The sequence below is a fragment of the Luteibacter sp. UNCMF331Sha3.1 genome, assembly GCF_900109915.1.
Taxonomy (GTDB): Bacteria; Pseudomonadota; Gammaproteobacteria; order Xanthomonadales; family Rhodanobacteraceae; genus Luteibacter.
Genome location: NZ_FOBU01000002.1, coordinates 120,797 through 137,985 on the forward strand (window position 1 = coordinate 120,797; position 17,189 = coordinate 137,985).

Consider the following 17,189-nt stretch of genomic DNA (forward strand, 5'->3'; position numbering starts at 1 on the left):
ACCCCATGTGGGAGCGGCCAAGGCCGCTCCCACAAATGCTTCTGCCGCGCTGAAGCCAGCACCTCGCACCGGCATCCACCCTCCGGCACTGGGGCTACCGGGGTCGCAGTCGCTAAAGTGCGACGCATGACCACCGCCCGCACCCCCTGGCTCCCCGCACTCGCCGTCCTCGGCTCCGTCACGTCGCTCTGCATCGGCACGTCGTTCGCGAAGAAACTCTTCCCGCTCATCGGCGCGGAAGGTACGTCCGCCCTGCGCGTCGGATTCTCCGCACTCGTGCTGCTCGCCTTCTGGCGCCCCTGGCGCTGGCCGCTGACCCGTCGCGACGCAGGCGCCGTGATCCGCTACGGCCTGACGCTCGGCGCGATGAACCTGCTGTTCTACCTGGCGCTGCGCACCATCCCGTTCGGCATCGCCGTGGCCATCGAATTCAGCGGCCCGCTCGCCGTGGCGATGTGGTCGTCCCGACGACCCGTCGACTTCGTCTGGCTCGCCTCGGCCGTCACCGGCCTCGCGATGCTGCTGCCGCTAGGCCACGGCAGTACGCTCGACCCGACTGGCGTCGCCTTCGCGCTCGGCGCCGCCTTCTGTTGGGCGCTCTACATCCTCTTCGGCAAGCAGGCAGGCCACCTGCACGCGGGCCATTCCGTGTCGCTGGGCCTCGTCGCCGCCAGCCTCGTCGTGGTTCCCTACGGCGTGGCGCACGCCGGCGCAAGCCTGCTCGACCCCTACATCCTCGCCGCCGGCCTCGGTGTCGCCATCGTCTCGAGCGCCATCCCCATGTCGCTCGAAATGATGGCCCTCAAGCGCCTGCCCAGCGAAACCTTCGGCATCATGGTCAGCCTCGAACCCGCGGTGGCCTCGTTTCTCGCGATGCTCCTCCTCGGCGAACATCTCACCCCGTTCCAGTGGCTGGCGATCGGCTTCATCGTGCTGGCGTCGATCGGCAGCACGGTGACGGCGAGGCGAGCGGCGCCGGTGGCGCCGGAACTCGCGGGCTGACGCGTGTGAGAGCTCAGTCATCGGAGCGCCGAGAGTGGCGCTCCGATGACGGGCGGCTTACCAGTTGCGACGAATGCCTATCGTGCCTGCGACACGCCGGTAGTTGCGCGCACCAAAGCGCGTTTCGACATCGCCCCACAGGCGCCAGCCGCTTTGCCGGAGGAAGGTGACGCCAAGCTTCAGCGCGTACGCGTTGCGCGGTACGCCGCCGTCGATGGCGGTGTTGTCGAACTGCGTCGCGTCGAGGCGGCCGAGGCGGCGTAGCCAGTTGGTCGTGATGTAGGGCGATGCGATGTGGCCACCGGGGGTCTGCCAGCGTGCGGCGGCGCGCAGGCCGAGGCGTGCGGTCGCGCCGCTGGCGTGTATGGGCGCTACGCGGGTGCCGTTGGCCTCCGTGTGCGTGCCGCCCCTGAGTCGTGTCGCGATGATCTGCGCTTGCGGTTCGAGATAGGCATCGGTGTGCCTGGTGATGGCGGAACGCCAGCGATGACCGCCTTCGATGCTGCCGCTTACCGTATGGCTGCCGTAGCGCTCGGTTGGCAGGCCATTGCCTTCCACGCGCTCGTTGAAGCGGGCAAAGCGCGTCCAGCCGCGCAGATAGGTGCCGGCGTCGGAACGCATGCCGGCGTAGAGGCCGGCTGCGGCGCCGCGGACGCGGCCTTTCGCGGCATAGCGGGTCAACAGCGAGCGTCCGGCGGTGTCTGCCTGGCCGACAGCCGCCATGACGCCGACGTGGGTTTCGATGGCCGTGCCGCCGCGCCAGAGGTCGGAACCCAGTGTGAGTTCGTTCGCCGAGGTGGTGGTAGTGATCTGATCGCGGAAGTCGAACGTCGTGTGGTGGCGTTCGAAGCGTGCCCATCCCGCGCCTTGCGAGGCGTCGGGCTCGTCGTCTTCGCCTGCGCCCGGGCCGCCCTGAAACATCTCGAGCACCGCAGTCTGGTTCGCGCGGTACGTACCGGTTTCGGGGCGGAGCACGGGCGCCCTCGGGACGTCTGGCGGTGCGACGGGTTCGTCGATCGGATCATCGGCGGACTCGTCGCCTTGCTCGGGATCGAGCGTCGGCTCGGGAACCATGCTGCGCAGATACCAGTCACCATCGTCCGGCTGGCTAACGGAGCCCTGATGGAGGAAGTACTCGTTGGCGCCGGCGACCGCGCGGCCTGCCAGGACGAACTGCGCCTTCGATTCGCCATCGACCTGCACGAGACGAATGCCGTCGCGGTTGTAGTCGCCATGGCCCCCAAGCGATGCGACTTCAATGCGGCCGTCGCCTGACGTGTTGCCCATGACATGAAGGCCGTCGGTGGGGGAGGCGTCGTCGCCGAGATAGGTGCGCATCCGGATCAGGCCATTGCTCCCGATGTAGTCGCCGGTGATGGTCAGGGTGGCTGTCTTGCTGGCGTCCGACGGCGCAAAGGCGACGACACCCTTGTCGTTGCGCATCGCGCCGATGGTGCTGTCGCCGGTGATGCGCCATGTGCCGCCGTTCTGCAGGTCGACGTTCCGGACGATCGTTGTCGCGCCAGACCATGTCGCCCCGTGGCGCACGGAAACGAGCGTCTTCGTTGCATCCGGGGGCTGCGGCCCGGGTTCGTCCGAAAGCCGGATATCGCCAATGGCTTGCGCCGTGTCGTCGAGAACGATGGTGAATGGCCTGGTCGACGTGGGATCGACTTCGGCGAACGCGCCATTGCCGCTGAGGACCGCGTTGCCTCCAATACGGATGGTTCCGGGGTCGTGCAGACCGAGCGCCGCGGCTTGCGCACTGATGATGCCGCCGCCTTTCATGGACAACTTGCCGCCATCGCTGACGAGCGCGCCATACGCCACACTGCCGGAGGTTTCGATGCGAGTATCCGTCACGGAGATGTCGCCTGCCGAGTCGTAGAGGCCGTGTGCGTTGGGCCCGCTGGTCTCGATGCCGGATTTTGCGAGCGATACGCGCCCGCCGTCCGTTGCGGCGGCACCGTAAGCGAAACGTCCTTCCGTGGTGATGATCAGGTTGGTTCCTGAAAAACCCGCTTGATGATCGGTGTACGTACCTCCTTTCGCCACGATGCCGTAGGCCGATCGTCCTTTTGTCGAGATGTCGACGTCGCTGAGCTCGACGAAGGCGCCGCGGTTTTCGACGCCTATGGAGCCGCTTCCCTCGGTGACGATGTGCGATTTCGTCAGGTGTACGACCAGGCCGTCGAAGATGCTGACAGCCGATGCGGCGGCGCCCGTCGTGACCAGGGTGGTGTCGAAGAGGTTGGCCTGCCCCGCCTTGGTGTTGACGTTGACTGCATTCGCCCCGTCGCCTTCGGTGCGCACCTTCGAGGCGTTGAGCACGACGAATGCCTCTGCTTCGGTGAATACGCCGTGGCTCTGCTCGCCTGTCGTCTTCAGGTCGACGTTCTCGGCGGATATGCCCGCGCCATCGCCACTGGCCAGCAAGCCTGCTGCTGACTTGCCCGAGGTTTCGAGGCGAGTGTCCTTCACGTACGCGCCGGCGCCTCGAAGCGCCTCGATGGCGTTCGCCGCATAACCCGTCGTGACGATGCCGCCGGCGGTGAACGTCGCGCCGGTCTGGGCACCGGTGACGTGCATGCCGGCTGCACTGGCTTCCTTCGTGAGAATCGTCACGCCTTGCAGGACGGCGGAGGTGGTTCCCGTGTCGGCGATCGAAAGGCCATGGGCGCCGACGCCGGAGGTGGTGAGCGACGATGCCGTGAGGTCCAGCTGGCTACCGGTGCCGGAAACCTTGACGGCGTGGGCGTGCTTGCCACCGGTGGTGAAGTGCACGTCATCAGCGGTGGCCTTGCCGTTCTTCAGGACGCTCAGCACGGACTCGGAATCACCGAACGTCGCGTAATCGCCGGGGTCGACGGTCAGCTCGTCGCCATCCGCGACGAAGGGTGGGTCTGCCGCGACCGCGGCGGAGGAAAAGAGAGCGGCCACGAGGGCGGCCACCAAACGGCGGGGTGGGGGGAGAGGGGTGTTCACTGGGTGTCGCTCCTTGGCTGGCGGCAGGGGCGGGGATGCCCGACTGCAACTTCCGGCTGACAGCCTAGGGACTGGCTTCGGGTGGGGGAACGCGATTATTCTGAAAATGTCTGCGAACGCCGTCTGCGCTGCGCCGTCGGACATCCGGTTACACCAGCACGTCGCAGCCCGGGAGGGGTCCGTCCACGGAGGGGCTCTTGAAGGGGGTGCGTGTTCGATCTGCCCGAAAAAGCGGCGATTGCCGTGGAAGCTCCGCCGTTTCGGCGGTATGCTCCGCTGCGCTTGCCCAATACATAACGAATGAGGAGCTCACCATGAAGATTGTTTCGATTACTGCCCTGGCCTTTGTCGCTGCCGCCCTGCTGTCGGGCTGCAACAAGTCGGAAGACGCTGCTTCGGCTCCGTCGAGCGCCTCGACCGCCGCTTCGGCTCCGGCCGACACGGCTGCGCCGGCTTCGACCGCCGCCGCCGCCCCGATGGAAGCGCCGGCCGCCACGACGACCGCTCCGGCTGCTGCCGGCACGGCCGCTCCGGCTCCGGCTTCGACGGCCGCTTCGGGCCAGTAAGCCGTCGCCACGCCGGCCCTTCGCGGGCCGGCATGCGACACGGAAACACCGCTGCTCCGGCAGCGGTGTTTTTTTATGCCCGGCGAAGGGGTCCGACGGCCCATGGTCCTCGCCGCGAGGATGCGGCACGCTAGGGCGGTTCGTCCGTCCCACTGCCACAGGATCCTCCATGACGCATCGCCCGTTGTTGCCCATGCTCGCGCTCGCCCTGGCCGTCGCCTCCACCGTCGCGGCCGCGCAGACCGCGCCGATGACGCCCGACATTCCCGCGACCTTCGACGCTCCCCTCACCGCGAACGACTACGTCAAGCGCGTGGTCGAGATCCCGATGCGCGACGGGGTGAAGCTGCACACCGTCATCGTCGTGCCGAAGAACGCGAAGAAGGCGCCCATCCTGCTCACCCGCACGCCCTATAACGCCGACGGTCGCGCGGCGCGCGCCGATGCGTCCACGATGCGCGATCTGCTTCCGCAGGGCGACGAGGTCTTCGTCGATGCCGGCTACATCCGTGTGTTCCAGGACGTGCGCGGCAAGTACGGCTCCGAGGGCGACTACGTCATGACCCGGCCGTTGCGCGGCCCGCTCAACGATTCGAAGACGGATCACTCCACCGACGCCTGGGACACGATCGACTGGCTGGTGAAGAACGTGCCGGAGTCCAACGGCAAGGTCGGCATGATCGGGTCGTCGTACGAGGGCTTCACCGTCGTCATGGCGCTGATCGATCCGCACCCGGCCCTCAAGGTGGCCGCGCCGGAAAGTCCGATGGTGGACGGCTGGATGGGCGACGACTGGTTCCATTACGGCGCCTTCCGCCAGACCAACTTCGACTACATCGCCGGACAGAATGCGAAGCGCGGCAAGGGCGCCACGCTCGCGCGCGCCGGCTACGACGATTACACCAACTTCCTCGCGGCGGGTTCGGCGGGCGACTACGCCCGTGCCGCCGGCCTCGACCAGCTGCCTTACTGGCGCAAGCTCAGCGAGCACCCCGCTTACGACAAGTACTGGGAAGAGCAGGCCCTCGACAGGGAGATGGCCAAGCATCCCCTCAAGGTGCCCACCATGTGGCTGCAGGGCCTGTGGGACCAGGAAGACATGTGGGGCGCCATCCATAGCTACGAGGCCGTGGAGCCGAAGGACAAGGGCAACGACAAGAACTACCTCGTCATGGGCCCGTGGCGGCATAGCGGGGTGAACTACGGCGGCGCCTCGCTGGGCGCGCTCAACTTCGACGGGGACACCGCGTTGCAGTTCCGGCGCGACGTCCTGTTGCCGTTCTTCAACCAGTATCTGGTCGACGGCGCGCCGAGGGCGAACACCCCGCCCGTGCTGATCTACGACACCGGCGGCAACCATTGGGACCGCTACAAGGCGTGGCCCCAGGCCAAAGGGAGCCGTCCGCTGTACCTTAGTGCCAATGGCAAGTTGTCGTTTGAAGCCCCCGCCGAGGGTGCTGCGACGTTTGACGAGTACGTCTCGGACCCGGCGAAGCCGGTGCCGTACGTGCCCCGCCCGGTGCACTTCGGCGACCGCCAGTCGTGGACGACGTGGCTGGTGCAGGACCAGCGCTTCGTCGACGGGCGGCCGGACGTGCTGACCTATGTCACCGAGCCGCTCACCGCGCCCCTGAAGCTCGCCGGCGCTCCGCAGGTGAACCTCTACGCGTCCACGAGCGGCACGGACAGCGACTGGGTGGTGAAGCTGATCGACGTCTATCCGGCCATGAACGCGAGCAACCCGACCATGGGTGGCTACGAGCTCGCGGTGTCGATGGACATCTTCCGCGGCCGCTACCGCGAAAGCTTCTCCGACCCGAAGGCGCTGACCCCTGACACCCCGTTGCAGTACCGCTTCGGCCTGCCGACGGTGAATCACACGTTCGAGCCCGGGCATCGCGTGATGGTGCAGGTGCAGTCGTCGTGGTTCCCGTTGTACGACCGCAACCCGCAGACGTTCGTGCCGAACATCTTCTTCGCGAAGCCGTCGGATTACCGGAAGGCGACGCAGCAGGTGTGGCACGCGCCGGGCAAGGCCAGCAGCATCGAGCTGCCGGTGGTAGAGGGTAAGTAACGCCCATGTGGGAGTGGCCCTGGCCGCGATGGGTGCTTGCCGCGAGCACCCATCGCGGCCAAGGCCGCTCCCACGATCGGCGGGCTGAGGCGTAACGCGGGTTTTGCCAATCCCTCCACGCGGGCGTCCGTATCCTCGCGACACACCCCGCGTCGAGGACCACCCCATGGCCCGCCCCATCTGGACCGGAACGCTGTCGTTCGGTCTGCTCAACGTACCGATCCGCCTGATGTCCGGCGAGCGCCGTAACGACATCCACTTCCGCATGCTCGATCAGCGCAGCAACACGCCGGTGCGCTACGAGCGCGTCAACGCGGACACGGGTGAAGAAGTGCCCTGGAAGGACATCGTCAAGGCGTTCGAGTACCAGAAAGGCAGCTACGTGGTGCTCGAGGAAGAGGACATCCGCAACGCGGCCAGCGACGCGCACGAAACCGTGGAGATCGACGCCTTCGTCGATGGCGCCGACATCGCGCCGGCCTATTACGAGAAACCGTACGTGCTGCTGCCGGCGAAGAAGGCCGAAAAAGGCTACGTGCTGCTGCGCGAAACGTTGAAGAAGACCGGCAAGGTGGGCATCGCGCGCGTCGTGATCCGCACGAAGGAATACCTCGCCGCGGTGATGCCGCAGGGCAACGCGCTGATGATGAACATCCTGCGGTATCAGGCGGAAGTCGTCGATGCCGACGAATACGAGCTGCCTGAAAAGGCGGCCGGCGACTACCGCATCACCTCGCGCGAAATGGAGATGGCGAAGGAACTGATCGAGTCGATGTCCGGCAAGTGGAAGCCCGAGGCGTACCACGACGAGTTTCGCGCCAAACTGCGGGCGGCGATCGAGAAGCGCCTCAAGAGCAAGGGCGTCACGACCACGGTCGAGGAAGAAGAGCGGACACCGGAGAATGCGACGACCAACGTCGTGGATTTCATGGCGCTGCTGAAGAAGAGCATCGGCGCGAAGACGCGCACGCCCGCGATCAAGGAAGTCGCGACGAAGAAGTCCGCCGCGAAGAAAGCGCCTGCGAAGACCGCACCCGCGAAGAAGACCGCGGCAAAGAAGGCGCCCGGCAACAAAGCGGCGGCGCGCAAGGCGCCCGCCAGACGCCGGGCGAGCTGACCGATGTCGGCGACCGTCGTCGGTGGCGTCACCATCACGCATCCCGAGCGCGAGGTCTTCGGCGAGGGCGGCCCCACCAAGGGCGAGGTGGCCGCTTACTACGAGGCAGTGGCGCCGTGGATGCTTCCCGAGCTCCGCGACCGCCCGCTTTCCGTGGTGCGCTGCCCGCAGGGCGCCACAGGGCAGTGCTTCTTCCAGAAGCACCATGCCGACTCGCTGGGCCCGGACGTGAAAGCCGTGACGCTGGAAGAGAAGGACGGCGAGGCCGCCGAATACATCTACGTGGACGATGTGCGCGGCGTGCTGGAACTCGTGCAGATGAATACGCTGGAGTTCCATCCGTGGGGTTCCCGCATCGACGCGCCCGACCAGCCGGATCGCCTGATCTTCGATCTCGACCCTGCCAGCGGCGTGGCGTGGAAGGCGGTGGTGGCCGGCGCGAGGGAGATCCGCGAACGCCTCGCGGCGCACGGACTCGAGAGCTTCGTACGCAGCTCGGGCGGCAAGGGCCTGCACGTGGTCGCGCCGATCCGGCGCGGGCCGTCGTGGGTCCAGGTGAAGGCGTTCTGCGAAACGCTCGCCGACGAACTCGTCGCCGACAAGCCCAGGGCCTATATCGCGGAGGCGAGCAAGGCGAAACGCGAAGGCATGATCTTCATCGACTGGTTGCGCAACACACGCGGTGCCACGAGCGTCACCGGCTGGTCGTTGCGCGCGCGCCCGGGAGCACCCGTGGCCATGCCGTTGCACTGGGACGAGATCGCGCGGCTGAAGACCGGTGGGGCTTTCGATCTGAAGCGGGCGCTGAAGCGGGCCAAGGGGCTGGAAGCGGATCCGTGGGAAGGGGTTGCAACGCTTAAGCAGAAGCTGCCGTAGCTTACCGGTCTTACCTCACGTCACACCGGCGTACGCCGGTATCCACCGCGACGCGATCGGTCCATGCGTGAAGTTGGCATCGGCCTTATGCGCACGAGCTCGACGCACCCTCGGGGACCGACGCCGTGGATCCCGGCGTACGCCGGGATGACGGTGACGGGACGGGACAGGGTGACGCTGTCACCGGTTGGTCGCTGCGCGCGCTTCCGGGAGCACTTGGGGCCATGCCGTTGCACTGGGACGAGATTGCGCGGCCTAAGACGGGGGGACCTTCGATCTGAAGCGGGCGAAGACGCTGGGGGCCGATCCGTGGGAAGGGGTTGCAACGCTGAAGCAGAAGCTGCCGTAGCTTACCGGTCTTACCTCACGTCATACCGGCGTACGCCGGTATCCACCGCGATGCGATCGGTCCATGCGTGGAGTTGGCATCGGCTTTAGGCGCACGAAGTCGACGCACCCTCGGGGACCGACGCCTGGATCCCGGCGTACGCCGGGATGACGGTGACGGGGCGCGCTGTCACCGGCTGGTCGCTGCGCGCGCGGTGGCTATTCCGTTGCGCTGGGACGAGATCGCGCGGCTGGGGAGCGCGGGTTCGGTCGATCTGAGGAGGCACTGAAACGCGCGAACGGTCTCGAGGATGATCCATGGACTGGCATTGCCTCGTTGAAACAGGTGCTGCCGAGTCGCCTGGCGTCCGAAGTGAGTATCGCAAAGCGTTTTCGGCACGCCGCGATGCTGATGTTTGATTCAGGTGAGCCGCATCCATTTTTGGACTTGCGCAGGGTGGCCGCGCCGCGCACGATGGTTTCACAATCGGGATAACACAAGGAGCGTGTGATGAGTTCTGGACGATGGCACATCGTGCTCGCGGCGGCGACGCTTGCGTTTGCGGGCCTCACCATGGCGGCTACGCCGACCTTCAGGTGCCCCGATGCGGGCAAGATAAAGTCGGTGGTAGAGGATGACTGCGCTACGCGAGCGGACAGTCGAGGCGTTATCTACAGTGCGGACGACGGCGGCATCGACTGGGAGGGTGAAGACCCGTCGACCTGCGAAAATAAACTCCACTTCAAGATGACCTTTGCGGCCGCGAACATTCTGGCCAGCGGCCAGGTCACTTGCGACTACAAACCCACGACCGAGCAGGCGGCGGCAGAGGCTGACGGGAAGCCCAAGATCTTTCTGCGCATGAGTTCGAAAGGCGATACGCGATACGAGCCGGTAGCCGAAGGAAGCGACGGATGGTCTGCGCAGGAAAGCAACGGAACGTCGGCGCAGAGGTGCACGGGCGGCAGCTCGCCCGCGTGCTTGTTCCGGGAAGCCAGATGAGACGCACGACGTACTGCGCCCGGCGAGGCCCGGCGCAGTACGCACGGTGACTAGCCCTGCATGCGGCGCAGCGACGCCATCACTTCGTAGCAGGCGCCCATCGTGTGGTAGTCGGTCTTGCCGGCGGGGCTCTTTTCGTCGTCGTACTTTTCGTTGGTGCGCTTGAGGATGCGATACCACGCGCCGTACTTGTGATCGACGAAGTGCTCCCAGCTGTACGCCCAGATCTTCTCGTACCACTCGTCGTACTTCGCTTCGCCGGTGGTCTCGAACAGGAGCTGGGCCGCGCCGAGCGATTCGGCCTGCACCCAGAAATACTTGTCGTCGTCGCACACGTCGCCTTCCGGCGAGAAGCCATACGCGATGCCGCCGTATTCCTTGTCCCAGGCCTTGTCGAGCGCTTCGTCGAAGAGGTGCTTCGCCGTGGGAACGAGCCATGCCTTATGGCGCGACGTGCCCTTGGTGTAGCGCTCGAGCATCATCAGCAGCTTGGCCCATTCGGTCTGGTGCCCCGGCTGGAAGCCCCACGGACGGAACAGGTGCTTCGGATTGTCGAGGTTGTATTCCCAGTCGATCGTCCAGTTCTCGTGGTAGTGCTCCCACACGAGCTTCTGCGGCGTGAGGCCCGCCTGGCGCTGGGTCATGTTCTCGGCGAGCACGAGCGCGCGGTCGAGGTAGCGATCGTCCTTCGTGGCTTCCCACGCGGCGATCATGGCCTCGGTCATGTGCATGTTCGCGTTCTGGCCGCGGTAACCGGTGAAGTTCCAGTCCTTGTCCGCCTCGTCGCGGTACAGGCCGTACGCCGGTTCCCAGTAGCGCTTCTCGAGCAGGTCCCAGATCTCGCCCTGCCACGCGCGCGCTTCGTCGAAGCCCACTTTCACGCCGCAGGAGTACGCCAGCAGCATGAAGGCCAGGCCGTAGCAGTGGTTCATCTGGTCGTCGCGCTTGCCGTCGGCGATCGTCCAGGCGTAACCGCCCGTTTCCGGGTTCAGATGCACTTCGCGCAGGTACTTCAGGCCGTGCATCGTGAGTTCCTTGTCTTCGGGCTTGCCGAATTCGAGGAACGCCATCGCGTGGTTGAATACGAAGCGCGTGCTGGACACGAGGTGACGGTGGGTGCGGTCGTACACCGAACCATCGTCCTTGTAGTACTGGAAGAAGCCGCCGGCCTTGTCGACCTCGTTCGGTTGGTAAAACTTCATCGTCGTCGCGACGTGGTCGCGCAGGACGTCGACGTTGTGGAAATCGGGGAGGGGAACGGTCGTCATGCGTGCGTCTCCATGAAGGCCTTCACTTCGGCCTGGTCGGGGATAGCGGTGAACGAGCCCTTGCGCGTGGCCGTGATGGCACCACACGCGGCGGCGAAGCGGATCAGGTCGACGAGGCGCGCTTCGTCGTCGATCAGCGTGTCGAAACGGTCGGGGGTGATGCCCTCGGCGGACAGGCGCGCGAGCAGGCCGCCTACGAAGGCGTCGCCCGCGGCGGTGGTGTCCACGGCCTCGACGCGATAGCCGGCGAGCGTGCCGCGTGCGCTACGCGAGAACCAGCGCATCGGCTCCGCACCGTCGGTCACCAGCAGGAGACGGGCATTGCCCTTCCACAGGCGATCGAGCACCGCGTCGTCGGAACCCGCACCCGCGTGGATGAAAGCGAACTCTTCCGCGCTGAGCTTGATCACGTCCGCTTCGTGCAGGGTTTCCCACAGGCGCGGCAACGGTGCCTCGTCCTTCGGCCACAGGGCCGGGCGCAGGTTCATGTCGAAGCTGACCAGCGCACCCGCCTTGCGGGCGCGACGCATGCCCTCGACCGTGGTCTCGGCGATGGCGGCCTCGGTCAGCGAGTTGGAGCAGACGTGGAAGATCGCCAGGTCGTCGAACGCCTCGGCGCGGAAGTGTTCCGGGCGGAACAGCAGGTCGGCCGCGGGCGGACGGTAGAAGCTGAAGCTGCGGTCGCCCTTGTCGTCGTGCGCCACGAAGGCCAGCGCGGTACGCGCCTCGTCCGTGCGTGCGACGTCCTCGGTGCCGACCTTGAGGTCGGTGAGGCTCTTGAGCAGGAAGTCGCCGAACATGTCGCGTGCGAGCATGCCGGCGAATCGGGCGTTGCCACCCAGGCGGGCCGCGGCGACCGCGACGTTGGCCGGCGCACCGCCGGCAAAAGGGACGAAGGCGGGAGGCTGATCAGCGCCGCCCTGGGGCTGTGCGTGGAAATCGATCAGCGCCTCGCCGAAGCAGAGGATGGAAGACATGCGTACGGCCTGTCCTTGGGGGCGAGGTGGAAGGGAAACACGACGGCCGGCCATGCGATGGCCGGCCGTCGGGGGACGAAGGTCAGCGCGAGGCGACCGGGAGGTTGCGGATCTTCGAGCCGCTGAGGCCGTAGAACACGATGTACGCGTAGCAGATCAGCGGGATGAAGAACGCGTGCTGCAGGCCGATCTGGTCGGCGATGATGCCCTGGATCCAGGGGATCAGCGCGCCACCGACGATGGCCATGATCAGCAGCGAGGACGCCTTGCCGGTCAGCGGGCCCATGCGCTCGATGCCCAGCGAGAAGATCGTCGGGAACATGATCGAGTTGAACAGGCCGATGACGACGATGCTGTAGACGGCGACGGTGCCCGTGGTCAGCATGGTGGTGATGACCAGCAGCATGTTGATGACGGCGAACGCGGCGAGCAGCTTGCGCGGCGAGAACTTGGCGAGCAGTGCGGAGCCGATGAAGCGGCCGACCATCGCGCCGCCCCAGTAGAACGCCACGTGGCTGGCGGCCACTTCACCCGACATGTTGCCGATCTCCGGCAGCTGCAGGTAGTTGATCATGAAGCTGCCGATCGACACTTCGCCGCCGACGTAGAAGAAGATGCCCAGCACGCCGAACAACACGTGCGGCGTCTTCAGGGCGTCCATCAGCGAATGCTGGCTGTCGTCCGCCTTTTCCGTGGTTTCTTCCAGCGCCGGCAGGTTGAACAGGTAGACGCCGATCGCGAGCAGCACGAGCACGACGGCCAGGCCGATGTACGGGCCCTGCACCGACGCGGCTTCGTGCGCGCGGTAGGTCACCTGTTCGGCGGCCGACAGCTTGTCGATGTCCGCACCCGACTTCACGGCGTTGGACAGGATCAGCACGCCGCCGAAGAACGGGGCGAGGAAGGTGCCGAACGAGTTCAGGGCCTGGGCGAGCGTGAGGCGGCTGGAGGCCGTTTTCTCGGGGCCGAGCAGCGCGACGTACGGGTTGGCGGCCACCTGCAGCACCGTGATGCCCGTCGCGAGGACGAACAGCGCGCCGAGGAAGAAGCCGTAGACGCGCATGCCGGCGGCGGGCCAGAACAGCGCGGCGCCGATGCCGGTGATGATCAGGCCGGCCACGATGCCCTTCTTGTAGCCGAGGGCGGCAACGAGCTTGCCGGCGGGCAGCGACATGATGAAGTACGCGCCGAAGAACGTGAGCTGGATCAGCAGGGCCTGCGCATAGTTGAGTTCGAACACCGCCTTCAGGTGCGGGATCAGGATGTCGTTAAGACACGTGATGAAGCCCCACATGAAGAAGATGGTGGACATCACGCCAAGGGCGAGCGGGAAGAAGGTGTAACGGGTGTCACCCGAGTTCGTCGACGACGAGCCGGGCGCTGGCGTATATCCGGTGGCCATGTGGGCGCTCCTTTGTCAGTTCAGGGGGAGGACGGCGGGCAGCTGCTTTCGCGAACGACGAGCCGAACCGGCGCGATCGTATAAGCAGTGTCCGTCTCGGGATTGGAAAGTCTGTCGAGGATCAGTTCGGCGCTACGCCGTCCGAGTCCACGCGGGTCCACCGCGATGGTGGTGAGGGGCGGTACGCACACCGAGGCTTCGGCGACGTCATCGAAGCCGGTCAGGGCGAAATCCTCGCCCGGACGGCGGCCTCGTTTGGTCAGACCAAGCATAAGCCCGAGGGCCACGGCGTCGTTGTAGCAAACCGCCGCCGTCGGCGCAGGGTCGCGCGCGAACAGGGCGCCGGTCTGGCGTGCGGCCTCGAGGCGCGTGGGCGCGCTTTCGATGAGCCATGCGGGGTCGACGGGCAGGCCCGCGTCGCGCATCGCGCCGGCGTAGCCGCGGCGGCGCTGCTCCACGGAGCTGGAATCGCGATGGCCGCCGAAGAACGCGATGCGCTGGTGCCCGAGGGCGATGAGATGCTCCGTCGCCAGGCGGGCGCCGTGCTCGTTGTCCATCTCCAGCGTGTCCCAGCGATGGGTGCCGTCGTCGTCCGGGAGCTCGCGGTTGAACACCAGAAGCGGCGTGTGCATGCCCACCGCGGCGAGCACCTGCTCGCCCTCGCTGCCTTCCGCCGGCGAGAGGATGATGCCGGCCGGACCGTGCTCGATCAGGGAATTGAGCACCGCCTGCTGGCGATCGGGCGATTCGCCCGTGTTGCCGAGGAGGGTGACGTAGCCGGCGCGGGCCAGGGCCTCGTCGGCTCCGGCGGCGAATTCGGCGAAGAAGGGGTTGCCCAGGTCGTTGATGACGAGCCCGATGCTGGACGAGGTGCGCCGGCGCAGATTCGCGGCCGCCCGGTTATAAACATAGCCCTGGCGCTTCAGCTCGGCTTCGACGCGGGCCCGGGTGGCGGAGTTCACGAGCGGGCTGCCTCGCAGCACCAGCGAGACGGTCGCCCGCGATACGTCGCAACCCTGGGCGATATCGGCCAGGGTCACCTTGCGGCGTTGCGGGGTATTCCTCGTCATCTGAACTCCTTCAAACGATCTAAACCGGGCGATCATCGCGCGGTGGGCGGAGGGATGCATCACGCACTGCAACATGCGCTTGGCTGCTATCTTTGCTACGTTCGACGTGTTTGTCACGATCCAAATGATCGGGACCGCCCGAATCGCGAAAATCCGAGGGGAACCTGAGATGCCGAGAACCACCCGCCTGCGCCGCAGCCTGCTGGCCGCCGCCCTCACTCTCGCCCTGCCGGCGCTGGCCATCGCGGCCGCGAGCGGCAAGGCCGGCAGCGCCTACTCGGCCGTCGATCCGATGATCGGCACCGGCGGCGACGGCCATACCTTCCCGGGCGCCACGGTGCCCTTCGGCATGGTGCAGCTGTCGCCCGACACGGCGATGCCGGACTTCAAGCACGCCTACAAGTGGGCCGCCGGCTATCAGTACGGCGACTCGAGCATCCTCGGTTTTTCCCATACCCATTTCTCCGGCAGCGGCCATTCCGACCTGGGCGACGTGCTCGTCATGCCCATCGCCGGCGACGTGAAGCTGGACCCCGGTTCCCCCGAGCAGCCCGGTAGCGGCTATCGCTCGCGCTTCGATCACAAGACCGAGAAAGCCGAGGCAGGTTACTACGCCGTCACGCTGGCCGACTACGACGTGCGTGCCGAGCTGACGGCCGGCACCCGCGTGGGCTGGCACCGCTACACCTTCCCGAAGGGCAAGCCGGCCCACCTGCTGCTCGACCTGCGCCCCAGCATCTACGACTACGACGGCAAGGTGCTGTGGTCGACGCTGCGCGTGCGCGACGACGCCACCGTGACCGGCGGCCGCACCGTGCGCGGCTGGGCCCCGGGCCGCCAGCTGTACTTCGCCATGCGCTTCAACCAGCCGCTGGCCTCGCGCATCCTGAAGAACCGCGAGGAAAACGTGCCGTACAAGGGCTTCTCGGGCCCGGGCAACCGCGCCGAGGACGTCGACGCCATCAGTGGCCGCGCGCTCGAAGGCGTGTTCGACTTCGGTAACCTGGCCAAGCCGCTGGTGGTCAAGGTCGCCATCTCGACCGTGAGCGAAGACAACGCCATCGCCAACCTCGACAAGGACGGTGCCGGCTTCGACTTCGACGCCCGCCGCGGCGAAGCCCGTCAGGCGTGGGAGAAGAACCTCTCGGTCGTCGACGTGCAGGCCCCGGAAAAGACCCGCAAGACCTTCTACACCGCGCTGTACCACGCGATGCTCTCGCCGACGCTGTCGATGGACGTCAACGGCCAGTACCGCGGCCCGGACAACCAGGTGCACACCGCGAAGGGCTTCGACTTCTACTCCACGTGGTCGCTGTGGGACGTGTACCGCGCCCAGCAGCCGCTGATGACGTTGCTCGAACCGGAAAAGAGCAACGATTTCGTGAGCTCCCTGATCGCGGCGCAGCAGTCGAGCCCGTTCGGCATCCTGCCGATCTGGGCCTACGGCGGCATGGAAACCTGGTGCATGGTCGGCTATCACGCCGTCCCCGTCATCGCCGACGCCTATATGAAGGGCATCCGCGGCTACGACGCCGACGCCGCGCTCAACGCGATGGTGAAGAGCGCCACCTATGGTCCGTACGGCGGCATCGACGACTACATGAAGCTGGGCTACGTCGCGATCGACCGCACGCCCGAAGCCGCGTCCAAGACCGTGGAATACGCGTTCGACGACTGGTCGCTGGCGCAGATGGCCAAGGCCATGGGCAAGGACGATGTGGCCGCCACCTTCATGAAGCGCGCCGGCAACTGGAAGAACAGCTTCGACACGAAGACCGGCTTCCTGCGCGCGCGCAAGAGCGACGGCAACTACCGCGAGCCGTTCGATCCGTCGTCGGCTGGCTACGGCAGCGACTACACCGAAGGCAACGCGTGGCAGTACTCGTGGTATGTGCCGCAGGACGTGGCCGGCCTGATCGAGGCGCTGGGCGGCAAGGACGCGTTCGTCAAGAAGCTCGACTCGGTCTTCGACGCCAAGGTGGATCCGAAGTCGTTCGCGCACGTCGAGGACATCACGGGCCTGATCGGCTGGTATGCGCACGGCAACGAGCCGAGCCACCAGGTGGCTTATATGTATGACTACGCCGGTCAGCCCTGGAAGACCCAGGAGCGTCTGGCGAACATCATGGCGACCCAGTACACCCCGACGCCCACGGGTCTCGTCGGCAACGACGACCTCGGCCAGATGTCGGCCTGGTACATCTTCACCTCGCTGGGTTTCTATCCGGTGGCCCCGGGCAGCAACCAGTACGTGATCGGCCGCCCCTTCGTGGAGAAGGCCACCCTGAACCTCGCCGGCGGCAAGCGTTTCACGGTCTCGGCCGACCACCTCGATGCGAAGCATCCCTACGTCGGCTCGGTCACGCTCAACGGCAAGCCGCTGGATCGCGCCTTCATCCGCCACGAAGAGATCGTGGCGGGTGGCGAGCTGCACTTCGCTATGCAGGAAAAACCGTCGACCTGGGCCGCCGGTGCGAACGCGGCACCCTACTCGATGAGCGACAAGGCGAACTGACCACTCC

Annotated in this window: 12 protein-coding genes; 7 read left to right on the top strand and 5 right to left on the bottom strand. The window is 66.4% G+C overall.

Translation table 11 applies throughout. The features are described 5' to 3' along the window. The first annotated feature begins 126 nt into the window (after nt 1-126). Nucleotides 127-1,002 (top strand): EamA family transporter, encoded by an 876-nt coding sequence (locus tag BMX32_RS08835; RefSeq protein WP_089977503.1) that lies wholly within the window; start codon nt 127-129, stop codon nt 1,000-1,002. 57 nt (nt 1,003-1,059) lie between these two features. Here the strand turns inward: BMX32_RS08835 and BMX32_RS08840 are convergent, their stop codons facing one another. Next, entirely contained in the window at nt 1,060-4,131 is a 3,072-nt protein-coding gene (locus BMX32_RS08840) for an autotransporter outer membrane beta-barrel domain-containing protein (protein WP_089977506.1), read from the bottom strand. Between the two features lie 170 nt (nt 4,132-4,301). Here BMX32_RS08840 and BMX32_RS08845 point away from each other — a divergent pair, with 170 nt between their 5' ends. The 5 genes from BMX32_RS08845 to BMX32_RS08865 all read left to right on the top strand — a co-directional run bounded on the left by BMX32_RS08845 (nt 4,302) and on the right by BMX32_RS08865 (nt 9,950). Further along, nucleotides 4,302-4,553: a hypothetical protein gene (locus BMX32_RS08845; protein ID WP_089977510.1), complete on the top strand. Its 252-nt coding sequence runs from the start codon at nt 4,302-4,304 to the stop codon at nt 4,551-4,553. A gap of 169 nt (nt 4,554-4,722) precedes the next feature. Further along, the gene (locus tag BMX32_RS08850) at nt 4,723-6,627 is read left to right on the top strand and encodes a CocE/NonD family hydrolase (RefSeq protein WP_089977513.1); all 1,905 of its coding nucleotides are present in this window, start codon (nt 4,723-4,725) and stop codon (nt 6,625-6,627) included. 166 nt (nt 6,628-6,793) lie between these two features. Then, entirely contained in the window at nt 6,794-7,744 is a 951-nt protein-coding gene (locus BMX32_RS08855) for a non-homologous end joining protein Ku (RefSeq protein WP_089977517.1), read from the top strand. Nucleotides 7,745-7,747: 3 nt separating this feature from the next. Continuing rightward, nucleotides 7,748-8,620 (top strand): non-homologous end-joining DNA ligase, encoded by an 873-nt coding sequence (ligD, locus tag BMX32_RS08860; protein WP_089977520.1) that lies wholly within the window; start codon nt 7,748-7,750, stop codon nt 8,618-8,620. A gap of 838 nt (nt 8,621-9,458) precedes the next feature. After that, on the top strand, nt 9,459-9,950 hold the full coding sequence (locus BMX32_RS08865; protein WP_089977524.1) for a DUF3757 domain-containing protein: 492 nt from the start codon (nt 9,459-9,461) through the stop codon (nt 9,948-9,950). Between the two features lie 50 nt (nt 9,951-10,000). On the opposite strand, the gene BMX32_RS08870 is transcribed toward BMX32_RS08865, so the two are convergent. The 4 genes from BMX32_RS08870 to BMX32_RS08885 form a co-directional block, all read right to left on the bottom strand. Next, on the bottom strand, nt 10,001-11,218 hold the full coding sequence (locus tag BMX32_RS08870; protein WP_029213761.1) for an AGE family epimerase/isomerase: 1,218 nt from the start codon (nt 11,216-11,218) through the stop codon (nt 10,001-10,003). Further along, entirely contained in the window at nt 11,215-12,195 is a 981-nt protein-coding gene (locus BMX32_RS08875) for a carbohydrate kinase family protein (protein WP_029213760.1), read from the bottom strand. The genes BMX32_RS08870 and BMX32_RS08875 overlap by 4 nt, the downstream gene beginning before the upstream one ends. Before the next feature lie 82 nt (nt 12,196-12,277). Next, nucleotides 12,278-13,507 carry an L-fucose:H+ symporter permease gene (fucP, locus tag BMX32_RS08880; RefSeq protein WP_244511548.1) on the bottom strand — a complete coding sequence of 410 codons (1,230 nt, stop codon included), beginning with the start codon at nt 13,505-13,507 and terminating at the stop codon, nt 12,278-12,280. A gap of 110 nt (nt 13,508-13,617) precedes the next feature. After that, nucleotides 13,618-14,667 (bottom strand): LacI family DNA-binding transcriptional regulator, encoded by a 1,050-nt coding sequence (locus BMX32_RS08885; protein ID WP_029213758.1) that lies wholly within the window; start codon nt 14,665-14,667, stop codon nt 13,618-13,620. A 169-nt stretch (nt 14,668-14,836) separates the two neighbouring features. On the opposite strand from BMX32_RS08885, the gene BMX32_RS08890 reads away from it, so the two are divergent. Next, a complete protein-coding gene (locus tag BMX32_RS08890; RefSeq protein WP_089977526.1) occupies nt 14,837-17,182 on the top strand; it encodes a GH92 family glycosyl hydrolase in 2,346 nt (781 codons plus the stop codon). The last annotated feature ends 7 nt before the right edge of the window (nt 17,183-17,189 follow it).

What these genes read in the sequence shown, in the direction of transcription:
- BMX32_RS08835 (WP_089977503.1), top strand. Translation starts at nt 127, where the DNA reads ATGACCACCGCCCGCACCCCCTGGCTCCCCGCACTCGCCGTCCTCGGC.
- BMX32_RS08840 (WP_089977506.1), bottom strand. Translation starts at nt 4,131, where the DNA reads ATGTCCGACGGCGCAGCGCAGACGGCGTTCGCAGACATTTTCAGAATA.
- BMX32_RS08845 (WP_089977510.1), top strand. Translation starts at nt 4,302, where the DNA reads ATGAAGATTGTTTCGATTACTGCCCTGGCCTTTGTCGCTGCCGCCCTG.
- BMX32_RS08850 (WP_089977513.1), top strand. Translation starts at nt 4,723, where the DNA reads ATGACGCATCGCCCGTTGTTGCCCATGCTCGCGCTCGCCCTGGCCGTC.
- BMX32_RS08855 (WP_089977517.1), top strand. Translation starts at nt 6,794, where the DNA reads ATGGCCCGCCCCATCTGGACCGGAACGCTGTCGTTCGGTCTGCTCAAC.
- ligD (WP_089977520.1), top strand. Translation starts at nt 7,748, where the DNA reads ATGTCGGCGACCGTCGTCGGTGGCGTCACCATCACGCATCCCGAGCGC.
- BMX32_RS08865 (WP_089977524.1), top strand. Translation starts at nt 9,459, where the DNA reads ATGAGTTCTGGACGATGGCACATCGTGCTCGCGGCGGCGACGCTTGCG.
- BMX32_RS08870 (WP_029213761.1), bottom strand. Translation starts at nt 11,218, where the DNA reads ATGACGACCGTTCCCCTCCCCGATTTCCACAACGTCGACGTCCTGCGC.
- BMX32_RS08875 (WP_029213760.1), bottom strand. Translation starts at nt 12,195, where the DNA reads ATGTCTTCCATCCTCTGCTTCGGCGAGGCGCTGATCGATTTCCACGCA.
- fucP (WP_244511548.1), bottom strand. Translation starts at nt 13,507, where the DNA reads ATGTCCACCATCTTCTTCATGTGGGGCTTCATCACGTGTCTTAACGAC.
- BMX32_RS08885 (WP_029213758.1), bottom strand. Translation starts at nt 14,667, where the DNA reads ATGACGAGGAATACCCCGCAACGCCGCAAGGTGACCCTGGCCGATATC.
- BMX32_RS08890 (WP_089977526.1), top strand. Translation starts at nt 14,837, where the DNA reads ATGCCGAGAACCACCCGCCTGCGCCGCAGCCTGCTGGCCGCCGCCCTC.